Source organism: Kribbella sp. NPDC005582, from assembly GCF_040605415.1.
Classification (GTDB): Bacteria; Actinomycetota; Actinomycetes; order Propionibacteriales; family Kribbellaceae; genus Kribbella.
The window spans coordinates 358,598-378,817 of sequence record NZ_JBEXCU010000002.1 but is presented as its reverse complement, the minus strand read 5'-3'; the positions used below and the strand labels follow the sequence as shown (position 1 = coordinate 378,817).

At 68.0% G+C, this 20,220-nt stretch carries 14 protein-coding genes; 7 read left to right on the top strand and 7 right to left on the bottom strand.

Going from position 1 to position 20,220, the window contains the following annotated elements; genetic code table 11:
- Positions 1-25: 25 nt before the first annotated feature.
- Positions 26-397, bottom strand: coding sequence for a hypothetical protein (locus ABZS29_RS13365; protein WP_355461539.1), 372 nt, complete (start codon positions 395-397; stop codon positions 26-28).
- Positions 398-544: 147 nt separating this feature from the next.
- Between ABZS29_RS13365 and ABZS29_RS13360 the strand changes: the two genes are divergently transcribed.
- Positions 545-1,894: a serine hydrolase domain-containing protein gene (locus ABZS29_RS13360; protein WP_355461538.1), complete on the top strand. Its 1,350-nt coding sequence runs from the start codon at positions 545-547 to the stop codon at positions 1,892-1,894.
- Here ABZS29_RS13360 and ABZS29_RS13355 read toward each other — a convergent pair.
- On the bottom strand, positions 1,884-2,561 hold the full coding sequence (locus ABZS29_RS13355) for a hypothetical protein (RefSeq protein WP_355461536.1): 678 nt from the start codon (positions 2,559-2,561) through the stop codon (positions 1,884-1,886). The genes ABZS29_RS13360 and ABZS29_RS13355 overlap by 11 nt on opposite strands.
- 211 nt (positions 2,562-2,772) lie before the next feature.
- Between ABZS29_RS13355 and ABZS29_RS13350 the strand changes: the two genes are divergently transcribed.
- Positions 2,773-4,692: a hypothetical protein gene (locus ABZS29_RS13350; protein WP_355461534.1), complete on the top strand. Its 1,920-nt coding sequence runs from the start codon at positions 2,773-2,775 to the stop codon at positions 4,690-4,692.
- A gap of 13 nt (positions 4,693-4,705) precedes the next feature.
- Positions 4,706-5,575 carry a peptidylprolyl isomerase gene (locus ABZS29_RS13345; RefSeq protein ID WP_355461533.1) on the top strand — a complete coding sequence of 290 codons (870 nt, stop codon included), beginning with the start codon at positions 4,706-4,708 and terminating at the stop codon, positions 5,573-5,575.
- 324 nt (positions 5,576-5,899) lie between these two features.
- Here ABZS29_RS13345 and ABZS29_RS13340 read toward each other — a convergent pair whose 3' ends face one another.
- From ABZS29_RS13340 to ABZS29_RS13330, 3 genes are all read right to left on the bottom strand, one after another.
- The gene (locus tag ABZS29_RS13340; RefSeq protein ID WP_355461532.1) at positions 5,900-7,051 is read right to left on the bottom strand and encodes a glycoside hydrolase family 76 protein; all 1,152 of its coding nucleotides are present in this window, start codon (positions 7,049-7,051) and stop codon (positions 5,900-5,902) included.
- 78 nt (positions 7,052-7,129) lie between these two features.
- A complete protein-coding gene (locus tag ABZS29_RS13335) occupies positions 7,130-8,347 on the bottom strand; it encodes a SpoIID/LytB domain-containing protein (RefSeq protein ID WP_355461531.1) in 1,218 nt (405 codons plus the stop codon).
- Positions 8,344-9,894, bottom strand: a complete 1,551-nt coding sequence (locus ABZS29_RS13330; protein ID WP_355461529.1) for an N-acetylmuramoyl-L-alanine amidase — start codon at positions 9,892-9,894, stop codon at positions 8,344-8,346. Before ABZS29_RS13330 ends, ABZS29_RS13335 begins: the two co-directional genes overlap by 4 nt.
- Before the next feature lie 165 nt (positions 9,895-10,059).
- On the opposite strand from ABZS29_RS13330, the gene ABZS29_RS13325 reads away from it, so the two are divergent.
- Both ABZS29_RS13325 and ABZS29_RS13320 read left to right on the top strand, forming a co-directional pair.
- The gene (locus tag ABZS29_RS13325) at positions 10,060-10,893 is read left to right on the top strand and encodes a hypothetical protein (protein WP_355461527.1); all 834 of its coding nucleotides are present in this window, start codon (positions 10,060-10,062) and stop codon (positions 10,891-10,893) included.
- A 671-nt stretch (positions 10,894-11,564) separates the two neighbouring features.
- The gene (locus ABZS29_RS13320; protein ID WP_355461525.1) at positions 11,565-12,248 is read left to right on the top strand and encodes a hypothetical protein; all 684 of its coding nucleotides are present in this window, start codon (positions 11,565-11,567) and stop codon (positions 12,246-12,248) included.
- Positions 12,249-12,286: 38 nt separating this feature from the next.
- Here ABZS29_RS13320 and ABZS29_RS13315 read toward each other — a convergent pair whose 3' ends face one another.
- Both ABZS29_RS13315 and ABZS29_RS13310 read right to left on the bottom strand, forming a co-directional pair.
- On the bottom strand, positions 12,287-16,378 hold the full coding sequence (locus ABZS29_RS13315) for a S8 family serine peptidase (RefSeq protein ID WP_355461524.1): 4,092 nt from the start codon (positions 16,376-16,378) through the stop codon (positions 12,287-12,289).
- A 219-nt stretch (positions 16,379-16,597) separates the two neighbouring features.
- The gene (locus ABZS29_RS13310; protein ID WP_355461522.1) at positions 16,598-17,977 is read right to left on the bottom strand and encodes an NAD(P)H-quinone dehydrogenase; all 1,380 of its coding nucleotides are present in this window, start codon (positions 17,975-17,977) and stop codon (positions 16,598-16,600) included.
- Positions 17,978-18,008: 31 nt separating this feature from the next.
- Here ABZS29_RS13310 and ABZS29_RS13305 point away from each other — a divergent pair, with 31 nt between their 5' ends.
- A complete protein-coding gene (locus tag ABZS29_RS13305; protein ID WP_355461520.1) occupies positions 18,009-18,470 on the top strand; it encodes a gamma-glutamylcyclotransferase in 462 nt (153 codons plus the stop codon).
- Between the two features lie 120 nt (positions 18,471-18,590).
- On the top strand, positions 18,591-20,219 hold the full coding sequence (locus ABZS29_RS13300) for a phospho-sugar mutase (RefSeq protein ID WP_355461518.1): 1,629 nt from the start codon (positions 18,591-18,593) through the stop codon (positions 20,217-20,219).
- Position 20,220 lies beyond the last annotated feature (1 nt).

Genomic DNA, 20,220 nt, shown 5'->3' with positions numbered 1-20,220 from the left:
AGGCGGGAAAGCGCCAGACCCGCCCTCAGTAGCTCAGGCTGCCCTTCACCACGTAGCCGCCGTTGCCGGTCACCTGTGCGAGCAGGACGACGAAGCACTCGCCCTTCTCGACACCGGTGGCCAGCGTGTGGCTCGGCTTCTTCTTGGTGAAGGTCTGGACGTCACCCAGGTCGGCGCCTTCACAGCGCTCGACGAAGACCTTGGTGTTCTTCTCCAGGGTGGTCAGGTTCAGCTTGATGTCCCCGCCGGTGGCGACGTAGGTGCCACCGCTGCCCCAGTTCTTGCCCACCACCAGGTGCTGGTAGGGCTGCGTCGTCTGCGTCGCCGCCTGCGCGGTCAGCGGTACCGCCGTCAGCGCCGCCACGGCCAGTGCTGCCCCGATCATCCGGATCTTCATTCGCATCTCCTTCTAGATACCGAGTATATAGATACCCAGTATGCGCATCAGAGGGTCATCACCCCATCACCCAATTCGACTTGAACACTGTTCAGGTTGCGGCTACAGTTCCTTGAACAGTGTTCAAGTCGAGGAAAGGTGAGGACGATGGAGCTTGCGGACTTCGTGCAGAAGACGGCCGCCGAGTTGGGCGTGCCGGGGGCTGCTTTCGGCGTACTGGTCGACGGCCAGGAGGTCTTCGTCGGCCACGGCGTGACCCGCATCGGCGGCACCGAGGAGGTCGACCGGGACACACTCTTCCCCGTCGCGTCGGTCTCGAAGACCTTCACCGCGACCGCGCTGATGCGTCTGGTCGCCGACGGCAAGGTCGAGCTCGACGCCCCGGTACGGCGCTATGTCCCCGAACTGCGGTTGGCCGACGCCGACGCGGCCGAGCGCATCACCGTGCTCAACCTGCTGAACCACACCGCCGGCCTGGACTGGAACCTGGTCGGAGACTTCGACCCGACCCTGGCTCAGTTTGTCGAGAAGATGGCCGAGCTGCCGCAGATCGCCCCGCCCGGCGAGCGAGCGTCGTACAGCCAGGCGGGGTTCAACCTGGTCGGCCGGATCATCGAGAACGTGACCGGCCTGCCGTACGAGAAGGCGATGGCCGAGCTCGTGCTCGAACCGCTCGGACTGACCGACACGGTCTTCGACCTGGACGACGTGATGACCCGCAAGTTCGCGGTCGGCTACAACCCCGACCCGGACGGCGTCCTCCAGCCGGCCGTGCCGTGGAAGGCCTGGAAGGCCGGGGACCGCGGCAACAATCCCGGCGGCGGCGTGGTGTCCACGGTGGACAACTTGTTGCGCTGGGCAAAGTTTCAGCTCGGGGACGGCGAGGGGCTGCTGCCGACCGAGATCCTGCACGGCATGCGCGAGGAGACGGTCGCACTGCGCGCCAGCACCCTCGGCGACGGCTTCGGGATCGCCTGGTTCCGCAAGACGATCGACGGCGTGCTCACCATCGGCCACGGCGGTTCCGGCAACGGCCAGTACGCCGAACTCCTCGTCGTACCGTCGCGGAACTTCGCGGTGGTCGCGCTGAGCAACTCCGGCCCTGACGGCTATCAGCTCAACCAGGCCGTCGTCCGCTGGGCACTCGAGCACTACCTCGGACTCGTCGAGCCTGAGCCCGAGCCCCTGCCGTACGACGCCGTCCGCGCCGAGGAGATGGCCGGCCGCTATACCAACGACGCCATGAACCTCGACATCGTTGCATCCGGCAACGAGATCACCATCGCCGTGGAGATCAAACCCGAGCTGCGCGCGAGCACCGAAGCCGAGATTCCGCCGGACCTTCCGGCCGCGTCGCTCGGCCTGCTGCCCGACGACGAGTACATCGTCACCGGCGGCGGCCTGGCCGGCCAGCTCGGCTACTTGACGCGCTCCACCGACGGCACCATCACCGGCATCGACCTGGCCGGCCGCCTGTTCAGCCGCGCTACCGCGTGACGGGCGCCGAGTAGGCGTACCAGACCGTGGCCGACGACGCGACGTACGCGCGGTACGCCCGGCTGCGGTTGGTGGTGAGCGTGTACGTCGCGGTGCCGGCGGAGCCCGGCGTCACGTAGCCGAGGTCCTTCCAGACCGAGGAGCCCGGGTCCTTGGACTGGAAGAGCACGCGCCCGTGGTGCCGGACGAAGCCCTTGGCCTTGGCGCTGTAGTACGTCGGCCGGGCGGTGAGCGTGGTCCTGGTCCCGCTGCGCGCTGCCGTCAGCTTCACGGCGGCGCCGTACTTGGCGATCGAGGTCGCGGAGCGCAGGTCGGCAACCTTCCGCCCCTTGGCGTCTGTCGCGTACCCCACCGGGATCCAACTCATGCTGTGCCCGGGGTACGCGTCATTGACCCGGACGCTGCAGTTCAGGTGGCCCCACGAACAACTCACGTCGTACGACGAGCCGTCGACACCTGCCGCCCGCCCCCGCCAGTTGGCCAGGAACGCCGTCTTCGGGCAACTGCTCCCCCACCCGAACGACACCAGCTGATCCGGCTTGGTGATCGTCAACTTCGCCGGAATCTCGAACCGGCACACCGGCGTCGCCGCCGACGCCACCCCCGGCGTACCGACCAACCCTGCGGCCACCACCCCGACCGCCAACACCAACCCACGACCCCGCACGACGCCTCCCCGGTCCGAACGAATCGCCGCAGCATACCGGTCTACACCTCAACCACAACCACGGAACGCGGACGCCCAGGCCATCACAATCGCTCGCACCCCCACCGGTCACGCGTGGCTCCGCCGCGGACCCGCAGTTGTGATGGCGTGGCGGTCCGCTCCTTCGGCTCGCTTATAGTCACCGGGTTCACGTGAGGATGAGGAGTGGCGTATGTGGCGGGCGCGGGCTCGGTACTGGTTCGACAGCACGATGTCGCGGGGGACGCCGGCGTTGGTCGGGTGGCTGGGACTGGCGTCGACGCTGCTGGTGCTGGTGGTTTCGGTACTGGTGATCTGGCTGGTCCCGGACGACGTGCAGCAGCACGGCGGCTGGCCCGAGGTCTTCTGGATGACGTTGATGCGGGCGATCGACGCGGGGACGGTCAGCGGGGACTCCGGGAGCCCGGTGTTCATGTTCCTGATGCTGGCGATCACGGTCGGCGGGATCTTCGTGGTGAGCGCGTTCATCGGCGTACTGACCGCCGGCCTGGAGGACAAGATCGCCGACCTGCGGAAGGGCCGGTCGAAGGTCGTCGAGCGCGGGCACACCGTCGTACTGGGGTGGTCCGAGCAGGTGTTCACGGTGGTGACCGAGCTGGTGCAGGCCAACCACAGCAAGCGCCGTTCGTGTATCGCGATCCTGGCCGACAAGGACAAGGTCGAGATGGAGGACGCGCTCCGGGCGCGGGTCGGTGACCTCGGGCGGACTGTTGTCGTCTGCCGGACCGGGAACCCGTTGCGGCCGACCGATCTGGACCTGGTCAACCTGGCCGAGGCGCGGTCGGTGATGGTGCTGCCGCCGCCGGTCGAGGACGCCGACATCCAGGTGATCAAGATTCTGCTTGCTCTCGGCAACCGTCCTGCCGGCGGTCCGCAGGTCGTGGCCGCGGTCAACGATTCCGACAACCTCGCCGCCGCGCAGCTGGCCGGTGGTCCGCGAACGCAGCTGGTCGGCGCCGACGACCTCGCCGTCCGGCTGATCGTTCAGGCGCATCGTCAGTCCGGACTGTCCGCGGTCTGCACCGATCTGCTCGCGTTCGCCGGGACCGAGTTCTACCTGCGGTCCGATCCTTCGACCGCCGACCACCCGTTCGGCGAGATCGCGCGCAGCTTCGACCGCGGCGTACTGGTCGGCCTCCGGACCGCGACCGGGCAGGTCGAGCTGAACCCGGCCGAGAGCCGGACCATCGACGCCACCGACGAGCTGATCGTGCTCGCGGACGACGACAGCCTGATCCACCGCGCCGCCACCGCCGTACCGGTCGTTGTCGAAGCGATCGCTCCGGAAGTGCCGCGGGCGGCGCAGCCCGCGCGGACCTTGATGATCGGCTGGAACAAGCGAGCGCCGAAGATCGTCGCGCTGCTCGACGAGTTCGCGGCACCGGGCTCGCATCTGCAGGTCGCCGGGCCGGACGAGGTTCTGTTGGGTGAATACGAGCATCTGACGACCGGTACGACGTACTGCGATCCGACGAACCGGGCTCAGCTGGAAGGGCTCGACGTCGGGAGCTACCAGCATGTGATCGTGTTGTCGGCCGACGCGCGCGGTGAGCAGGAGGCCGATGCCCGCACGCTGCTGACGCTGCTGCACCTGCGGGATCTCGGGCAGCGGCTCGGCGAGCCGTACTCGATCGTGAGCGAGATCAACGACGAGGCGAACCGGGAGATCGCCCAGGTGACCCGCGCCGACGACTTCGTGGTCAGCGAGAAACTGATCAGTCTGCTGCTCACCCAGCTGACCGAGAACCGGCACGTGGCCGCGGTGTTCGCGGAGCTGCTCAGCCCGGACGGCGCCGAGATCTACCTGAATCCGGCAACCGACTACCTGCTTCCCGGACAGGCGGCGAACTTCGCCACCGTCTCCGAGGCGGCCCGGCGGCGCGGCGAGACCGCGATCGGGTACCGCGTGCAGGCCGAGTTCCACCAGGCCCCGGCGTACGGGGTGGTGCTGAACCCGGCGCGTGACGCCCCGCTGACGCTCGGACCGGCCGACCGGGTGATCGTGCTGGCTGATCACGGTGCGGGAACAGGTTCGGGATTAACAGACAGTTCTCAGGTTGACGCTGTAAGTTCCCTCCAGACATCTCGGTGAGGGAGGGTTTTGCATGTCCAAGCGGACCCACGAGCAGCAGCTCGCGGCGCGGAAGGCCAAACGGCAGGCCGAGCGGCAGGCTGAGCGCGCCCGGCAGCGGCGGAATCTGGCCATCACGGTCACCGCCGTGGTCGCCGTCGTCGCAGTCCTGGTCGGAGTCTTCGTGATCTTCCGTCCGAAAGGGAACGATACCCCCGCGGCCTCGGACACGCCGTCGGCGCCGACGTCCGACGCCGGGCAGGACAACAAGCCGAAGAGCATCCCGACCGCTCTCGCCGCGCCGCTGAAGCGCCCGACGCCGCTGCCCGCCGAGGTGGACTGCAGCTACAAGAAGGGCGCCGAGCAGGCCAGCAAGAAGGTCAACCCGCCGGCCGACGGCAAGGTCAAGGCGTCCGGTACGTCGAAGGTCAGCCTGAACACGTCTATCGGCGACCTCCAGGTCACCCTGGACAGCGCCCTGGCGCCCTGCACGGTGAAGAGCTTCCTGAACCTGGTCGGCCAGAAGTACTTCGACAACACCTCTTGCCACCGGCTCACCGTCGGCGAGGGCCTCCAGGTCCTCCAGTGCGGCGACCCCAGCGGCAGCGGCAGCGGTGGCCCCGGCTACAGCTTCGCCGACGAGGTCTACCCGACCCTGAAGTACGGTCGCGGCATCCTCGCCATGGCCAACTCCGGCCCGAACACCAATGGCAGCCAGTTCTTCGTCGTCTACGGCGACGCCTCCGGCCTCGGCCCGCAGTACACCGCCTTCGGCACCCTCGACGAGCCCAGCCTCAAACTCATCGACAAGGTCGCCCAAGCCGGCGTCAAACCCCAGAACGGTCCCACCGACGGAGCGCCGGTCACCCCGGTGAAGATCAACACCGCAACCGCCGCAGCCTGACGTAATCAGCCGCCGCCGAAGGATGTCCAAAGGACACCACCTTCGGCGGCGGCTGCTTTTTGGCGCCTTCGGCGCGCTCTCGTGTGGTCGCCGCATCAGGTGATGAGCAGTTACAGGACGTGGTGAGCAGGAGGGGAAGGGCGGACGCGCGGGAGAAGTTGGTGCGGGACGCGGACGCGCGGGAGAAGTTGGCGCGGGGCACGGGTGCACGGGAGCGGGTGCATGGGAGCGCGGGGGCGGGTTCCGCTTGCCGGAATGCACTTCGGCGCGACCGCGTGGGGCGGTCGCGCCGAAGGAACTGTCACCGCCGGGGGCGGTGTGCTTTCAGGCTAGGAGGTGGTACCTGGAGCGGGGCCAGGCGAGGAGGGCGTGGATCTGGGTGATGCCGGACTGCTGGAGGAGTTCTACCGAGCCTTCGCGGAAGGTGTAGAGGTTGGTGGCGGGGTCTCGGGTGGTGTTCCAGGTGTCGTCGGCGTAGGCCTGCATGGCTTTGCGGTAGCGGGGGTCGGGGGCCACCGAGTCCAGGATGAGCAGGTTCTTGAACCAGATCGAGTTGAAGGCGGCGCCGTTCTTGGCGAGGATCTCGCGGGTGTTGTAGAAGGCGAGCGAGGCGTTCGCGACCGACTTGGCGTCGCGCAGGTAGCGGTGGTCACCGGTTGCCTTGAACAACAGGACGCCGGCCCCGAGCATCACGCCCTGGTTGTAGCTCCACTGCGTCTTCTCGATGTTGCCGGCGAGGTCGATGTGGTCCCAGTACAGACCGTTCGGCGCGAGCAGGCAGTCCTGCGCCCACTGGTACATCCGCTTCGCCCAGGTCAGGTACGACCGGTCGTGCGTCAGCAGGTACAGGTGCGCACCGAGCTCTGCCCCCGGACCGTTCGAAACCGTGTTCCGGTCCTGACTCCACGGCGCCTGGGTCCAGTAGACGCCACCGGCGCACGGGTGCGTCGCGTCGGTGTCCCACCCGTGCGTGACCAGGGTGAAGATCTCCTTGGCGCGGGCGAGCGACGTACGGTCGCCGGTGCGCTTGTAGTTCTGGATCAGGTGCAGCCCGATCCACTCGTTGTCGTCGTAGAACTTGTCGCCGCCGCCACCCAGCGGCGGACGCACGTACGAGTCGTAGCCCTTCGGCGTCGTCGTCGCGTTCCAGTACGGCGCGTAGGCGTCGATCCGGCGTTTCGCCTCGGCGGACGCCTTGGGCCCGGCACCGGGAATCCCGGCGATGTCCTCGGCCGCGACCGCGGCCTGCGAGTACGGCCAGACGTACGAGTACGGGTTGGTCTGGTGGTTGGGGTACTCCTCGAGCAGCAGTCCCTGCCCGGCGTCGAAGTACTTGTTGATCGCGTCGTACGACGCCTTGGCACGGGCCGCGTTGGTGGTCACGGCACCGGCCGTGGACAGCTGCGACGACCCGACGATCGCGACCGCCACCAGGCCGGCCACGATCCGAGTTGATATACCCAATTTCCTGCGCATCGACCGGCTCCTCTGTGGGCGGTGACGGATGACATCGATGTCATGTTCTAACCGTCGCAGGGAGAATCCGTCAATGGGTCAGCGATCGCGCGATCCGGCCAACGCAGTTGATATATCCAGTGGAGTCACCGGAAACGCGATCCACGCGGACTTCAGATGCAGCCGGCCGCGGAGCTGGTCGGCGGTCAGCACGCGACGCCCCTTCGACCCGACGGCCTCGACGCTGGCCGCGCGACCACCGCTCGGACCGACACCTGTGCGCTTGATGACGCGCAGTGTCCGGGTGGTGCCGACATCGAACACGGCCTGCACCTCGGACGTCTTCCGCGTCACCGTCCAGGTCACGTTCGGATTCCCGTTCCCGGGATAGGCGTCCCAGCTGTCCAGCTTCAGCACCTGGTACGGGACCTCCCCGGCCGCCGTCGCGCCGCCGTTGGACGACGAGAACTCGGCGATGATCGGCTTGCCCTGGTACAACCGCACCTGCCCCGCGGTCGCGGTGATCGCGGCGTTCGTCGCGTTCTTCTCGTCGTCGTACCCGCCGTAGACCTGGCAGGCAATCGTGTCGCAGAGGTCGTAGGCCCGCTTCCCGCTCCGGTTTCGGTGGAAGACGGAATAGGTGCGAGCAGCAACAGCCTGCGCCTGCAGTGCGGCCGGACGCCAGGTGGACAAGGCCTCCCGCGGTACGACGCCGCGCAGGTAATGTTCCAGCGAGACGACGTTGACAGTGTCCAGATGCTTGCCTGGAGCATCGATCGCGCGTAGGCCGCCGCGATAACGCCGGACCTCACCATTCGGCAGGATCAGACTGGTCAGCGACGGCCCTTCGAACTGACTCATCGAGGTGAACGTCTTCCACAGCGTCCACTTGCGCGTCGTGGTGTCGTACGAGCTGACCTTGGTGCCGTGCTCACCGTGCGGGTCGATCGACCACTGGTCGCGGGTCGATGCCTTGGGCAAGGTATAGAGCCGATCGGTGGCCAGACTGCGGATCCGCAGATTGTTGACCGCGGCAACCCGTACGCCGTCGGTCGTGTCGGCGCTGATTCGCACCCGGATCCGGCCGGTCGCCTTCCCCACGGTCGTTCCCGGGTAGTAGAAGTCGAGGATCTGCTTGGCCGACTTCCCCGCGATCGCGGCGCCCTGAGCGCCGTACTGGGACATTCCGCGACCGTGGCCGAAACCGCGACCGCTGATCGTGGTGTCCGCCCCGGACGTCGGCTCGAACTCCCGCGCCTCGGCGGTCGCGCTGACAGCGGTGCAAGCGATGACAACAGCAACAATCGCGCGCTTCATGAGCCACTCCGGTAGTGAACGAGAACCGTACGGCGGTGTGCGTGGTAGGTGAGCCAGCCGTGCTGGTACTTCTGCCGCAACCCGCCCTTCACCTTGTAGATATCGGTCATCGGCAGGCCGAGCCGCGACCGCTCCGCGCCGATCGCGACGTACTTGCGATAGATCAGGCCGGTCACCGGGCGGACGCCGTACGGCTTGGTCCAGTAGAAGCCGCCGTCGCGGAACGACTGCACGCGTGTCCCACGGACCCGGCCGTTGTGGACCTCGGTGGTCGGCAGGCCAAGACCGGTGTCCGGGCCCATCCGGCGGTACCGCTGACGGAAGACGCCCGCGGTCGAGTGCGCACCGGTGGAGACCGAGTAGAAGATGTCGCGGGAGCCGAAGTACGTCGCCCAGCCGGTGCGCGTGCGGTGTTCACCCCAGAACGGTTGCCCAAGGCTCCGGAATCCGATCGTCTTCGCGAACCGGTAGATCGGTGTGGAGACCGTGCCGCCCATCAGGGTCTGCACTCGTTGCTTCAGCCAAGGAAGTTTCGCGTAGAGCTGTTGCCCAGGGCATGCGGTTGCCTTGGTGTCGCGATGCCCCGAGATGGTGTTCACCTTGTGCCGCGCGAGGATGATGCTGGCGGTCGGCGAGCGATAGTTGGCATCGAGCTTCCAGGCGATCACCCGGGCTGTTGCCTCCAGCATCGACGCCGGTGGCGCGACCTTGTCGAAGTTGCCGATCAGCGAGACGCCGAACGAGTTCGCGTTGAACGACTCGGTATGCGCGCCGAGCACCGGCAGCTGCGCGCCGCCGTACCGGCCCTCGAAGGCGCGGCCGAAGCGGTCGACGAGGAAGTTGTAGCCGAGGTCGCACCAGCCACGGCTCTTCACGTGATACGCGTACGTCGCGCGCAGCATCGCCGGCACCTGCGCCCGCGTGTAGTCGTTGCGATCGGCGGTGTGATGCACGAACGCAGCCATCACGGTCTTCGTGTACTTCGGGCGGGAGCAGCCCTTGTTGACATTGCGCAAGCGCTCATCGGCACCCCAGCGCTTGCGGCTCCAGACGTTCGGCATCGGGTACGGCGCTCTGCTCGCGGCCGGCCCGATGTCTTGTGTGGCTGGCGATTCGGCGTTGTCGGTGGCGAGCACGCCGGGCTGGATCAGCGTGACTTTGGCGCCTTTGATCGCTGTACCGGCGGCGTCGGTCGCACTGGCCTGGATGCCGGTCGCGTCGCCGACCCAGAGCGGTTCGGTACCGGGGTTGCCTTCCGGGGTGTCCGGGCCGTGGCCGTCCTCGATGTGCAGGTTCTGCCAGTCGGTCCACTGGTCGCCGCGCTTGATCCGGACCTTGGCCCGGACCGTTGTGCTTCCGGCCGGCCAGGTGACACCGACCATCGCGAACGGCGTGGTCTCGGCAGCCACCGAGAGACCGGTGATCGGGATCTCCTGGTACGTCGCCATGGCCGGATCGGGTGCTGTCCGTTCCCGGGACGCGACCTGTGGTGCGACCAGTGACAGTGCGGTCGCGGTGAGCGTGAGAAGTCGGAGGGTCTTGCGCATCGGACGGCCTTCCGGCGGAGGCAAATGCGGTCGCTGGGCGGCGGTAATCGATTATGCGCGCTGCGTGACGGCATTCCGGGGATTGTGGTCACCCTGCGTGGCGTGCCGGGCTTGCGAGGTTCGGTAGGCTCACCGTAAAGCCCCAATTTTCTGAAGAGGCCCGACATGGAATTCATCCTGATCATCGCTGTCGTGGTGATCGCGGTGCTGGCGTACCGCTCGTACCGTCGGACCCAGCTGCAGTCCCGCAAGCAGCACGAGATCACCGCCGCCGAGCTCGAGTCGGTCAAGCGGACCGCCGACGAGGACATCACCCGCTTCGGCGAGGAGCTGCAGGACCTCGACCTCGACATGGTCGGCAAGGACCTCGGCGACGGCGCCCGCCAGGACTACCAGCGCGCGCTCGACGCCTACGAGTCGGCCAAGCAGGCCGTCGGCCAGGTCACCGAGGCCGACCAGATCAAGCACGTCATCGAAATCCTCGAAGACGGCCGGTACGCCGCCACCTGCGTCCGCGCCCGGGTCAACGGCGAGCCGCTCCCGCAGCGCCGCCCGTCCTGCTTCTTCAACCCCCAGCACGGCCCCTCGGTCGTCGACGTCCAGTGGGCCCCGCCCGGCGGCGCCCCCCGCGAGGTCCCGGCCTGCGCCGCCGACGCCGAGCGCGTCCGCGCCGGCGCCGAACCGGATGTCCGCAAGGTCATGGTCGGCCCGCAGCGCGTCCCGTACTGGGAAGCCGGCCCGGCCTACTCGCCGTACGCCCAAGGCATGTTCGGCGCCATGGGCGGCGTGATGACCGGCATGTTCCTCGGCACCATGCTCGGCGGCATGTTCGCCGGCGGCGGCTACGGCGACTTCGCCGGCGGTGACATGGGCGGCGACTACGGCGGCGGCGACATGGGCGGCGGCGAGATGGAAGGCCTCGGCGGAGACTCCGGCGGCGACGCCGGCGGCTGGGACTTCGGCGACTTCGGCGGCGGGGACTTCGGCGGGGATTTCTAAGTCTCTAGTTTCTTAGGCCCCGGCAACCTTCATGGTTGCCGGGGCCTGTTTGTTCCCCTCGCTCCGGGCACGCGCGCTCCTTCGTCGCGTGCTTCTGCCCGTGCGCCCCGCCCACCCTTTCGCGCGGCTGCCGCCGCTTCCCGCGAAAGCCGCGCCGGGGGACCGTCTATCCGGGATCGCCGCCGCTAAGCCCGCTCCTTCGTCGCGTGCACGCGGCTTGCTCGACCGGTGGTGAGTGGTGTGGTTGACCCCGCACAAATGCGGCCGACCCAGTTGCTTCAGCCTCCCGCCGCTGCGGCCGGAGGTTGTGAGTCGAAGCCTGCTACCCATGGCTGAGGCTGCCTGGTGTGAGCCGAAGCCCATCTGCTCCTGGCTGAGGAGATGTGGTGCGGCCATGGGCGGGGCGGTGGGGGCGGGTGCGGCTGAAGCGGCGGACGCGGTGCGGCTTAGGCGGCGGACGCAGGTGCGGCTGAAGCGGTGGGGCCGCGGGTGTGGCTGATACGGTGCGGTGCGGGCGCACTCATGGCGGAGGTTGTGAGCACGCCGACCTCCAGCCCGGCCGATCACCTGCATCAACCTGCAAGCCAATCCCACAGACAGCAGTAACACCCGACCGGTAATCTGCGCCTGCGCGACCGTGGGGTGACGGTTGCCTTTCTCAAGGAGATTCCATGCGTTACCGCACTCTGCTGATGGCTACCGGCATTCTGGCCTCTGGGCTGCTGATCGGCCCGACCGCTGCGCAGGCGGCACCGCAGGCGTTGCCGACGTGCTCGCTGCCGGTGCCGGCCAAGCTGGTCATCAACTCGCCGCAGAGCTACATCTACAGCATGAAGCTGGGCGGCGGCTGCCCCAAGACGGTCCAGGACACGAACTGGTGGGCGGTGCGCCCGGACGGCACGTACAACTTCGGCATCGGCGGACCTTGGGACAGCGTCAGCATTTGGATCAACAAGACGCCGATCGGAGTCACCACCCGGTGGACGCCGGAGGGATACGGTCGCGACAGCGCGGGCCACAACGTCGCCCGACTGCTGCCCGCCACCTCGATGACGAAATGCGCAGCCGCCATCGGGCTGACCGGCGTACGCAGCGGTACGAAGACCACCGTCTACGCGCGGGCGACGTACTACAACACCAAGACCAAGTCGTTCACGCGGCACCACGGCCGGGTGCTGTTCCAGAAGCGGGACGTCGGTTCGAACACCTGGACCGACCTCGGCTGGGCGTACCCGAACACCAAGACCGGCGCCGCGTCGTACACGATCACCACCAACCGCAGCCGCGATTACCGCGTCTACGTCCCCTCGAGCAGCACCGTGTGGTACGCGTACTCGCCCACCAAGCGGGTTTGAGTGGGTGGTGGCTGGATGCCAGCCACCACCCACCGCGATTATCTGGTGATCTTGATCGGTACCGACAGCGCGGACGGGGCCGTTGTCGGGCCTAGCAGGAGTTCGCCGGTGTAGGTCTGGCCGGCGGTCATCGGTTTGTTGTAGGTGACGTGGAGGGTGACCGGGGTGCCGGCCGGGACCGGGCCGGCGGGCAGGCCCGTGACGGTCAGGTCGTTGCCTTGGACTGCGTTGACGTTGAAGGTGAAGGACGGCGTACCGGCTACGGCGAAGCCGTGGACCCAGATCTGGTAGTTGCCGTCGGGTGGGCTGGTGAGGTCGACGGACTCGTTGGCGGTACCGCCTGCCGACGAGGCGACGATCTCGGAGGGCGCGAAGACGCCGTCGTTGTTGGCGTCGCGGACCACGTAGAGGTCGAGGTCATTACCGGCCATCGCGGTGCTGACGCTCAAGCGGGAGGCGTGCGACAACGTGATGTTCCGCTTGAAGCTCGATGACGCGGGGTCGTCGGCGTTGTCCTGGTGAGCGGTTTCGGTGGTGGTGCTCGGCTGGCTGAGGCCGTAGGCGGAGGCCTTCAGACCGTCCAAAGCAACGCTCGACTCGAACTTCACATCGAAGGCGCCGCTGTCTCCAGTGGCAGTCTGTACGACGGAAGCCGGGGCGACCGAGGCGCTGCCGACGTCGACCTTGAACGGGGTGTCGAACTTGTCGCCCTGCCAGCCGACCTGGTGCACGGCGAACGCCTGCAGGCCTTCCTGCGCCGGCGCGGTGACTACGTCGGCCGGTCCCCCGGTCGCCGTGTCGAAGCGCCAGACACCCGCGCGGACGTTGGTGTTCGGGCTCTTGCCGACCGTGTCGAGCGTGTACGGTGCGCCCCACACCGAGTCGGGCACCACTTGGAAGTGGTTCTGCGAGCGGCCCATGATCAACGTGTCGAGGTCGGTCGCCGGTCCGGCGTCCTTCCATGACGTGTTGACCAGGAACTTCGTTCCTTCGGCCGGAGCCTTGGGCACGTCGAGGTAGAAGAAGCGCCAGTCACCGGATTCGGCTCGCCAGGTCCAGTCGTTCGCACCGAAGACCGAACCGTTGTTGTAGGTGTAGTTCCGCTGAGCCCGGGCCACGTCGTCACCACCGAAGGTGGTTGCCCCGGTCAACTTCCCGGCAGCATCCTGGGATGCGCGAGCCGCGACGGCGACCGACACCGGCACCACCATCGAGTCCGAGCCGCGCTTCAGCACGACAGCACCCGAGTACATCCCGTACGGTGTCTTCGCCGGAACCTTGATCGACGCCGTGAACGAACCAGTCGTGAACCGCGGCGTGGTGATCCACTTCCAGTCGCTGTTCTTGTACCAGTCGATCGAGATCTTGAAGTGCGTCACCGGAATCGCAGCGTTCTTCGCGGAGTGCTGCAGCCCCAGGAACAGGCCGTTCGCCATCCGCGACGCCGGGTCGCGCACCAGCGACTGCAGCGCGTTCGCACCGGCCCGGTGGTACATGAACCGGCCGTACTCGCCCTGCTGCATCTCGGACTTCGCGAAGTCGAGATCCTTGAAACCGTCGATGTTCGAGCTGGTCGTCTTGTCGGTGTGGTTGACGACACCGTTGTGGTCCTTGTCGGTCCACAGCTTGCCGTCGTGGTTGACGTCGGTCCAGTTGTAGGTCAGCAAGCGCCAGCCCTGGTCCTCGGTCAGGTTGTTGTCACCGTCGAACTCCGAGCGCGGATATTCGAGTCGCACGAGCATCAGATCCGCGTCGCGATGCTGCTTGACCTTACGGGTCAAGTCGATCAGATAGTCGGGAGCGTTGAAGTTCCCGGTGCTCTCCTGCTTCAGATCCTTGCTGGTGAAGGAGAAACTGTCGTTCGCCGTCCGGACGAGCTGCCGGTCGCTGACCTGCCAGGCGCCCGGTCCCTTCACATCGAACTTCTGCGAGTCCGTGCCACCGGGTGCGATCACGTTCGCGAACGCCGGATACTCCGTGCCACGGTAGTCGCCGACCCGCCATTGCGACGGGCTGACCACGGCCCGGCGGCCGAGCGCACTCGCCACCGCCTTGCCCGCGTCGACCGATCCCGAGCCCTGCACGTTGGCGTCGTACCCGAGGTCCTGGGCGGACGTCTTCAGGATGTCCTTGGCGGTCTTGTAGAAGCCGGCTGGCAGCTTGGTGCCGTGTGCCTTCTCGTAGGCCTGGTAGACCAGCGCGGTCGCACCCGCTGCCACCGGGGTCGAGCGGCTGGTGCCACCCCACGTGGTCCAGGCGTCTCGGCCATCGAGAATCGTGTTCAGCGTCGCGTCACCCGGCGCATAGGCGCCGTCGGCAACCACATCGACGCCGTTCGCGGCGTTCGACTGGAAGCCGCGGTTCGACCACTCGACCACGTCGTTGTCCATGATCTGCTTCGTCCGCACGATCGAGTCCCAGCCGGTCCCGCCGAACTGCGTCGACGCTCCGACCGCGATGCCCGCGGTCGGCGAGGAGCCCGTCGTACCGAAGCCTGGTGCGCCGTTGCCGGTCGAGAACAGCGGCGTGGTCGTGTGGCCGTCGTGGATCACGTCGGCTTCCTGGCTGGCCGCGTCCCAGCCGTCGTTGTCGACGGTGGACTGCCCGTAGGAGTTCGACGTGACGTCGACGCCCTGGCGGGTGGAGAGCAGATAGCCGAACTGCGTGGAGAAGTCGAAGCCGAGGTAGATGTCGCCGAACGGCGCCAGCTTGGCGTGCGGCGCGCCACCGAGGACGGCACCGGCGTACTTGCCGCCGGGGATGTCCTTGAAGGTCGGCGCCTTGCCGTTGACCACGGCCTGGCCGACGATGTTCGACGCGGTCAGCGTGCCGTGCCCCTCGATCTGCGGATCGAAGTCGCCCGTCCACGCGAGCAGATCGCCCGAGCCGTACGACGTGTCGTGCACTCCGAACACGTCTTGCCCGCCGGGGACCTCGGTCTTGCCGTCCGAGATGAAGTACAGCAGTCCGCCGGAGAGGTCGGTGTACCCGTCGCCGTTCATATCCCGGTACGACGGCGGCGAAGCCTTGGTGACCGGCTTCTCGTCGGCGAACGAGTGGTCGTCGTCGAGGTCGACGTAGACCGTGTCGTAGACACCGGCGGTGTGCGGGTCGGTGACCAGGTACGCCGGGCGCTCGCCGTACAACTGGAGCAGGTAGTCGTCCGGGTGGCTGCCGAGCTTGACCGTGCCGGACTTGCTCCAGGACGCGGGGAAGTCGTAGGTGTGCTTCGCAGTCCCGGCGGGGGCGCTGAAGTTGCGCGACGGTCCGGTCTTGGTGGCGAAATCAACCGAGCACGTCGCACCGGAGCCCGCGCAGGAAGCCGCCGTGGTCTTGGTGTACCAGGACAGCCCGTCGTCGACCTGAGACGGCGCCGACAGCCACTGCAGGGTCCCGTACGGGTCGAAGGCCTTCGGCCAGCCGTTCCACCCAGCCTTGGTCCCGGTCTGGCCGGACCACGTCTGCCACGTGTTCAGCAGGTCCGGGTGGCCGAAGTCGGTGCCGCCGTCGAGGACGCCGACCGTGATGCCCTTGCCGGTGATCCCGGCGTTCCAGGCCCCGGTGAAGTCGTGGGTCTTGGCGTCGAGCAGGTTCTGCTTGCGCAACTTCTCGAAGTTCGAGCCGTGCGGGGCCGGTGCCTCGTCGTACGGAACTTCGCTGGTCTGGAGCTTGGCGCGCGCGGCCTGCTTCTCGGCCTGCGTCGGCGCCTTGTGCAGCTCCGGATCCGGGTCGTTCAACGGCTGCCCGGTCTTCCCGAGCTCCACCGGCCGCACCGATACCACGCCCTTCGCGGCGGCCAGCTTCGGCAGCGCCTGGACCGGAATCGAGCCGAGCACCAGCCCACTGTCGCCGGTCGCGGCCACTCGCGCGTTGTCCAGCACGGCCTTCGCCGCCGCCGGATCGCCCTGCACGGTCGCGAACACCGCCACTGAGGCGGTCTCGCCCTTCTTGACCTTCGCCTCGAGCTTCGGATCCAGCTTGGCCATCAGCCCGTCGGCCGCGGTCTTCACCTGCAACGGACCGGGCGGCGACCCCGCCCTGGTCTCGGCTCGCACCGGCGCCGTCACCGACGCCAGTACGAGTGTGGTCACCGCAACGAACGCAGCACTGCGCGACACACGTCGTCTCATATTTCCCCTCCGGAAGTGATCAACCGGAGAGTAAATCCGTCAGCGGCCCCTGGAACAGGGATTCTGAAGAACCGATTTCCCTCACTGCGCGTAGCTGATAACCATCAGTAGCCGATACAACTGCCGCCTATCCCGCCTGAGCGGAAAAGTGCCGCAATACCGGGCAATGCCTCAGTCACCCACCGTCACGGCAGTGAACGCAGGTTTACCCCTGACTTTTCAGCTGCGCAAGTGGAGTCGGCGGGCGGCCTCGGCGATGGAGCCGGAGACGGACGGGTAGACGGTGAAGGAGGCTGCTACCTGGTCGACGGTGAGGCGGGCGGCGACCGCGAGAGCGATGGGGTGGATCAGCTCCGAGGCGCGCGGGGCGACCACGACGCCGCCGACGATGATGCCGGTGTTCGGGAGGCAGAACAGCTTGACGAAGCCGTCACGGACGCCCTGCATCTTGGCGCGGGCGTTGTCGGCGAGCGGGACCTTGACGACCATCGCCGTACTGCCACCGGCGTCGACCGTGGCCTGGGTGAGGCCGACGGTGGCGATCTCGGGGGCGGTGAAGACGTTCGCCGAGACGGTGGACTGGTCGAGCGGGGCGACGGCGTCGCCGAGGGCGTGGGCCATCGCGATCCGGCCCTGCATGGCGGCGACCGAGGCCAGCATCAGTACGCCGGTGCAGTCGCCGGCCGCGTAGACCCCGCGGGCCGTCGTACGGGAGACGCGGTCGACCTGGACGAAGCCGCCGTCGGTCAGCGACACGCCCGACTCGACCAAGCCCATTTCGTCGGTGTTCGGGAGCGAACCGACCGCGAGCAGGGCGTGCGAGCCCTCGACCGTCCGGCCGTCGGTCAGGGTGACCACGACAGCGTCGCCCTGGCGCTTGACGGACTCGGCGCGGGACTTGCTCAGGACGGTCAGACCGCGCCGCTTGAAGACGTCCTCGAGGACAGCGGCCGCGTCGGCGTCCTCGCCGGGCAGCACCCGGTCGCGGGACGAGACCAGGACCACGTCGCTGCCGAGGGCGTCGTACGCGCTGGCGAACTCGGCGCCGGTGACACCGGAGCCGACCACGATCAGCCGCTCGGGCAGGTGGTCGAGCTCGTAGACCTGCTCCCAGGTCAGGATGCGCTCGCCGTCCGGCTCGGAGCCCTTGAGCACGCGAGGCCTTGCACCAGTGGCGATCAGCACCACGTCAGCGTCCAGCCGCTCGTCGCCGACGACCACGGTCTCCGGCCCGTCGAGCCGGCCGCGGCCCTTGACGATCCGGATCTGGTCCGAGGCGAGCCGGCGCTCGATGCCCTCCGACTGAGCCGTCGCCAGCGCCTTGACACGCCGGTTGACCACGCCGAGATCGACCGAGACGGAGTTCGCCGGGTCGTCGTCGCCGTCGTCGACCCGCAGGCCGAGCTCGCCGGCCTCCTCCACCTCGGTCATCACCTCGGCGGTGGCGATCAGCGTCTTGCTCGGAACGCAGTCGGTCAGGACGGCAGAACCGCCCAGGCCGTCGGAATCGACGACTGTCACCTCCGCCCCTAATTGGGCGGCCGCACTCGCCGCTTCGTACCCGCCTGGACCGCCACCGATGATCACAACTCGCGCCACGAGAGGCCATTGTTCCGTATCCTGATTTCTCGTGACCCTGTACGCCGCGTTTGCGTCGAATCTTGACCCGAACCTGATGGCCGAGCGCTGTCCGTACTCGCCGCTGCGCGGGACCGGCTGGCTGACCGGCTGGCGCCTCACCTTCGGCGGTGAGGAGCTCGGCTGGGAGGGCTCGATGGCGACCGTCGTCGAGGACCCGTCCGACCCGGCGAATCAGGTCTTCGTCGCCCTCTACGACATCCATCCCAAGGACATCGAGCGCCTGGACGAGTGGGAGTGGATCGACCAGGGCGTCTACCGCAAGATCCAGGTCCGGGTGCAGACCCTGGACGGCGAGCAGCTGGCCTGGATGTACGTGCTGAACGCCTACGAGGGCGGCCTGCCCTCGGCCCGGTACGTCGGCATCCTCGCCGAAGCCGCCGAAGCAGCCGGCGCCCCCGACGACTACGTGGCCGAGCTCCGCAGCCGCCCGTGTCAGTCGTCCGGGCATTAGGCGGACCGCCCCCACTCACCAACCTCACCTCGCTGACCCTCGCCACGCTCAGCCGAGTGCCGACACGGCCTCCTGACGCGAGTTGGTGAGTGTCAGCGGTCCGCCGGATAACCTGCCTTGGTGACCGATGAGCTGCGTGCCGCCGCTGAAGCCTGGCTGAGCGAAGACCCTGACCCCGACACTCGCGCCGAGCTGCAGCAGCTCCTGGACGCGGGTGACACGGCTGAGCTGGCGGATCGGTTCGCCGGCACGCTCGAATTCGGTACGGCGGGCCTCCGTGGCGCCGTGGGCGCCGGACCGAACCGGATGAACCGGGTGGTCGTGATCCGGGCCGCGGCCGGACTGGCGGCGTACCTGAAGGCGAACGGGCTGACCGACGGCCCGGTCCTGATCGGGTACGACGCTCGCCACAAGTCGGACGTGTTCGCCCAGGACACGGCGGCTGTGGTCCGGGGCGCGGGGCTGGACGCCGTACTGCTGGACCGGCACACGCCGACGCCGGTGATTGCCTTCGGCATCAGGCACCTCAAGGCGGTCGCGGGTGTCGTGGTGACGGCCTCGCACAACCCGCCGCAGGACAACGGGTACAAGGTCTACCTGGGTGACGGCTCGCAGATCGTGCCGCCCGCGGACGCGGAGATCGCGGCCGCCATCGCCGCGGTCGGGCCCTTGGAGTCCGTACCGCGCGGGGACGACTGGCAGACGACCGGCGACGAGCTGCTCAACGCCTACCTGGACCGGATCGCCGAGCTGGTCCCGGCCGATGCACCGCGCGAGCTGAACGTCGCGTACACGCCCTTGCACGGCGTCGGCCGCCTGCTGGCGGAGGATGCGGTCGCCCGCGCCGGGTTCGCCGTACCGTCGGTGGTCGCGTCGCAGGCCGATCCGGACCCGGACTTCCCCACGGTCAACTTCCCGAACCCAGAGGAGCCCGGCGCGATCGACGCGGCCCTGGAGCTCGCGAGGGAGATCGGCGCCGACATCGCAGTCGCCAACGACCCAGATGCCGACCGGTGTGCAGTCGCAGTGCCGGATGCAGGCGACTGGCGGATGTTGAGAGGGGACGAGCTGGGCGCGCTGTTGGGCGAGTTCCTGCTGAGCAGCAGGCCGGACGGTGTTGCTGCTTGCTCCATCGTCTCGTCGTCGCTGCTCGGCAAGATCGCAGCGGCCTACGACGTCCGGTACGTCGAGACGCTGACCGGTTTCAAGTGGATCGGCCGGGTCCCGGAGCTCGTCTTCGGCTACGAGGAAGCCCTCGGCTACTGCGTCGACCCGACCGCCGTGAAGGACAAGGACGGCGTCTCGACGCTCGTCCGCGTGCTGGAGCTGGCGGCCCGGGCCAAGGCCGACGGCAAGACGTTGGTCGACCTGCTCGACGAGCTGGCGATCAAGTACGGCCTGCACGCGACCGATCAACTGTCGGTCCGCGTCGAGGATCTGAGCCTCATCCAGACCGCGATGACCAGCCTGCGCACCACTCCCCCGGCGCAGCTGGGGGCGCACAGCGTCGTACGGGTCGATGACCTGGCGCAGGGATCCGCTGAACTGCCGCCGACGGACGGGCTGCGGTACACGCTCTCGGAGGGCGCGCGGGTGGTCGTGCGGCCGTCGGGGACGGAGCCGAAGCTGAAGTGCTACCTGGAGGTCGTCATCGAGGTCCAGGACGGCGACGTGGCCGCTGCACGAGTTGCAGCGGCCACGGATCTCGCCGGGATCAAGCAGGCACTCTCGACAGCCCTGGGACTGTAAA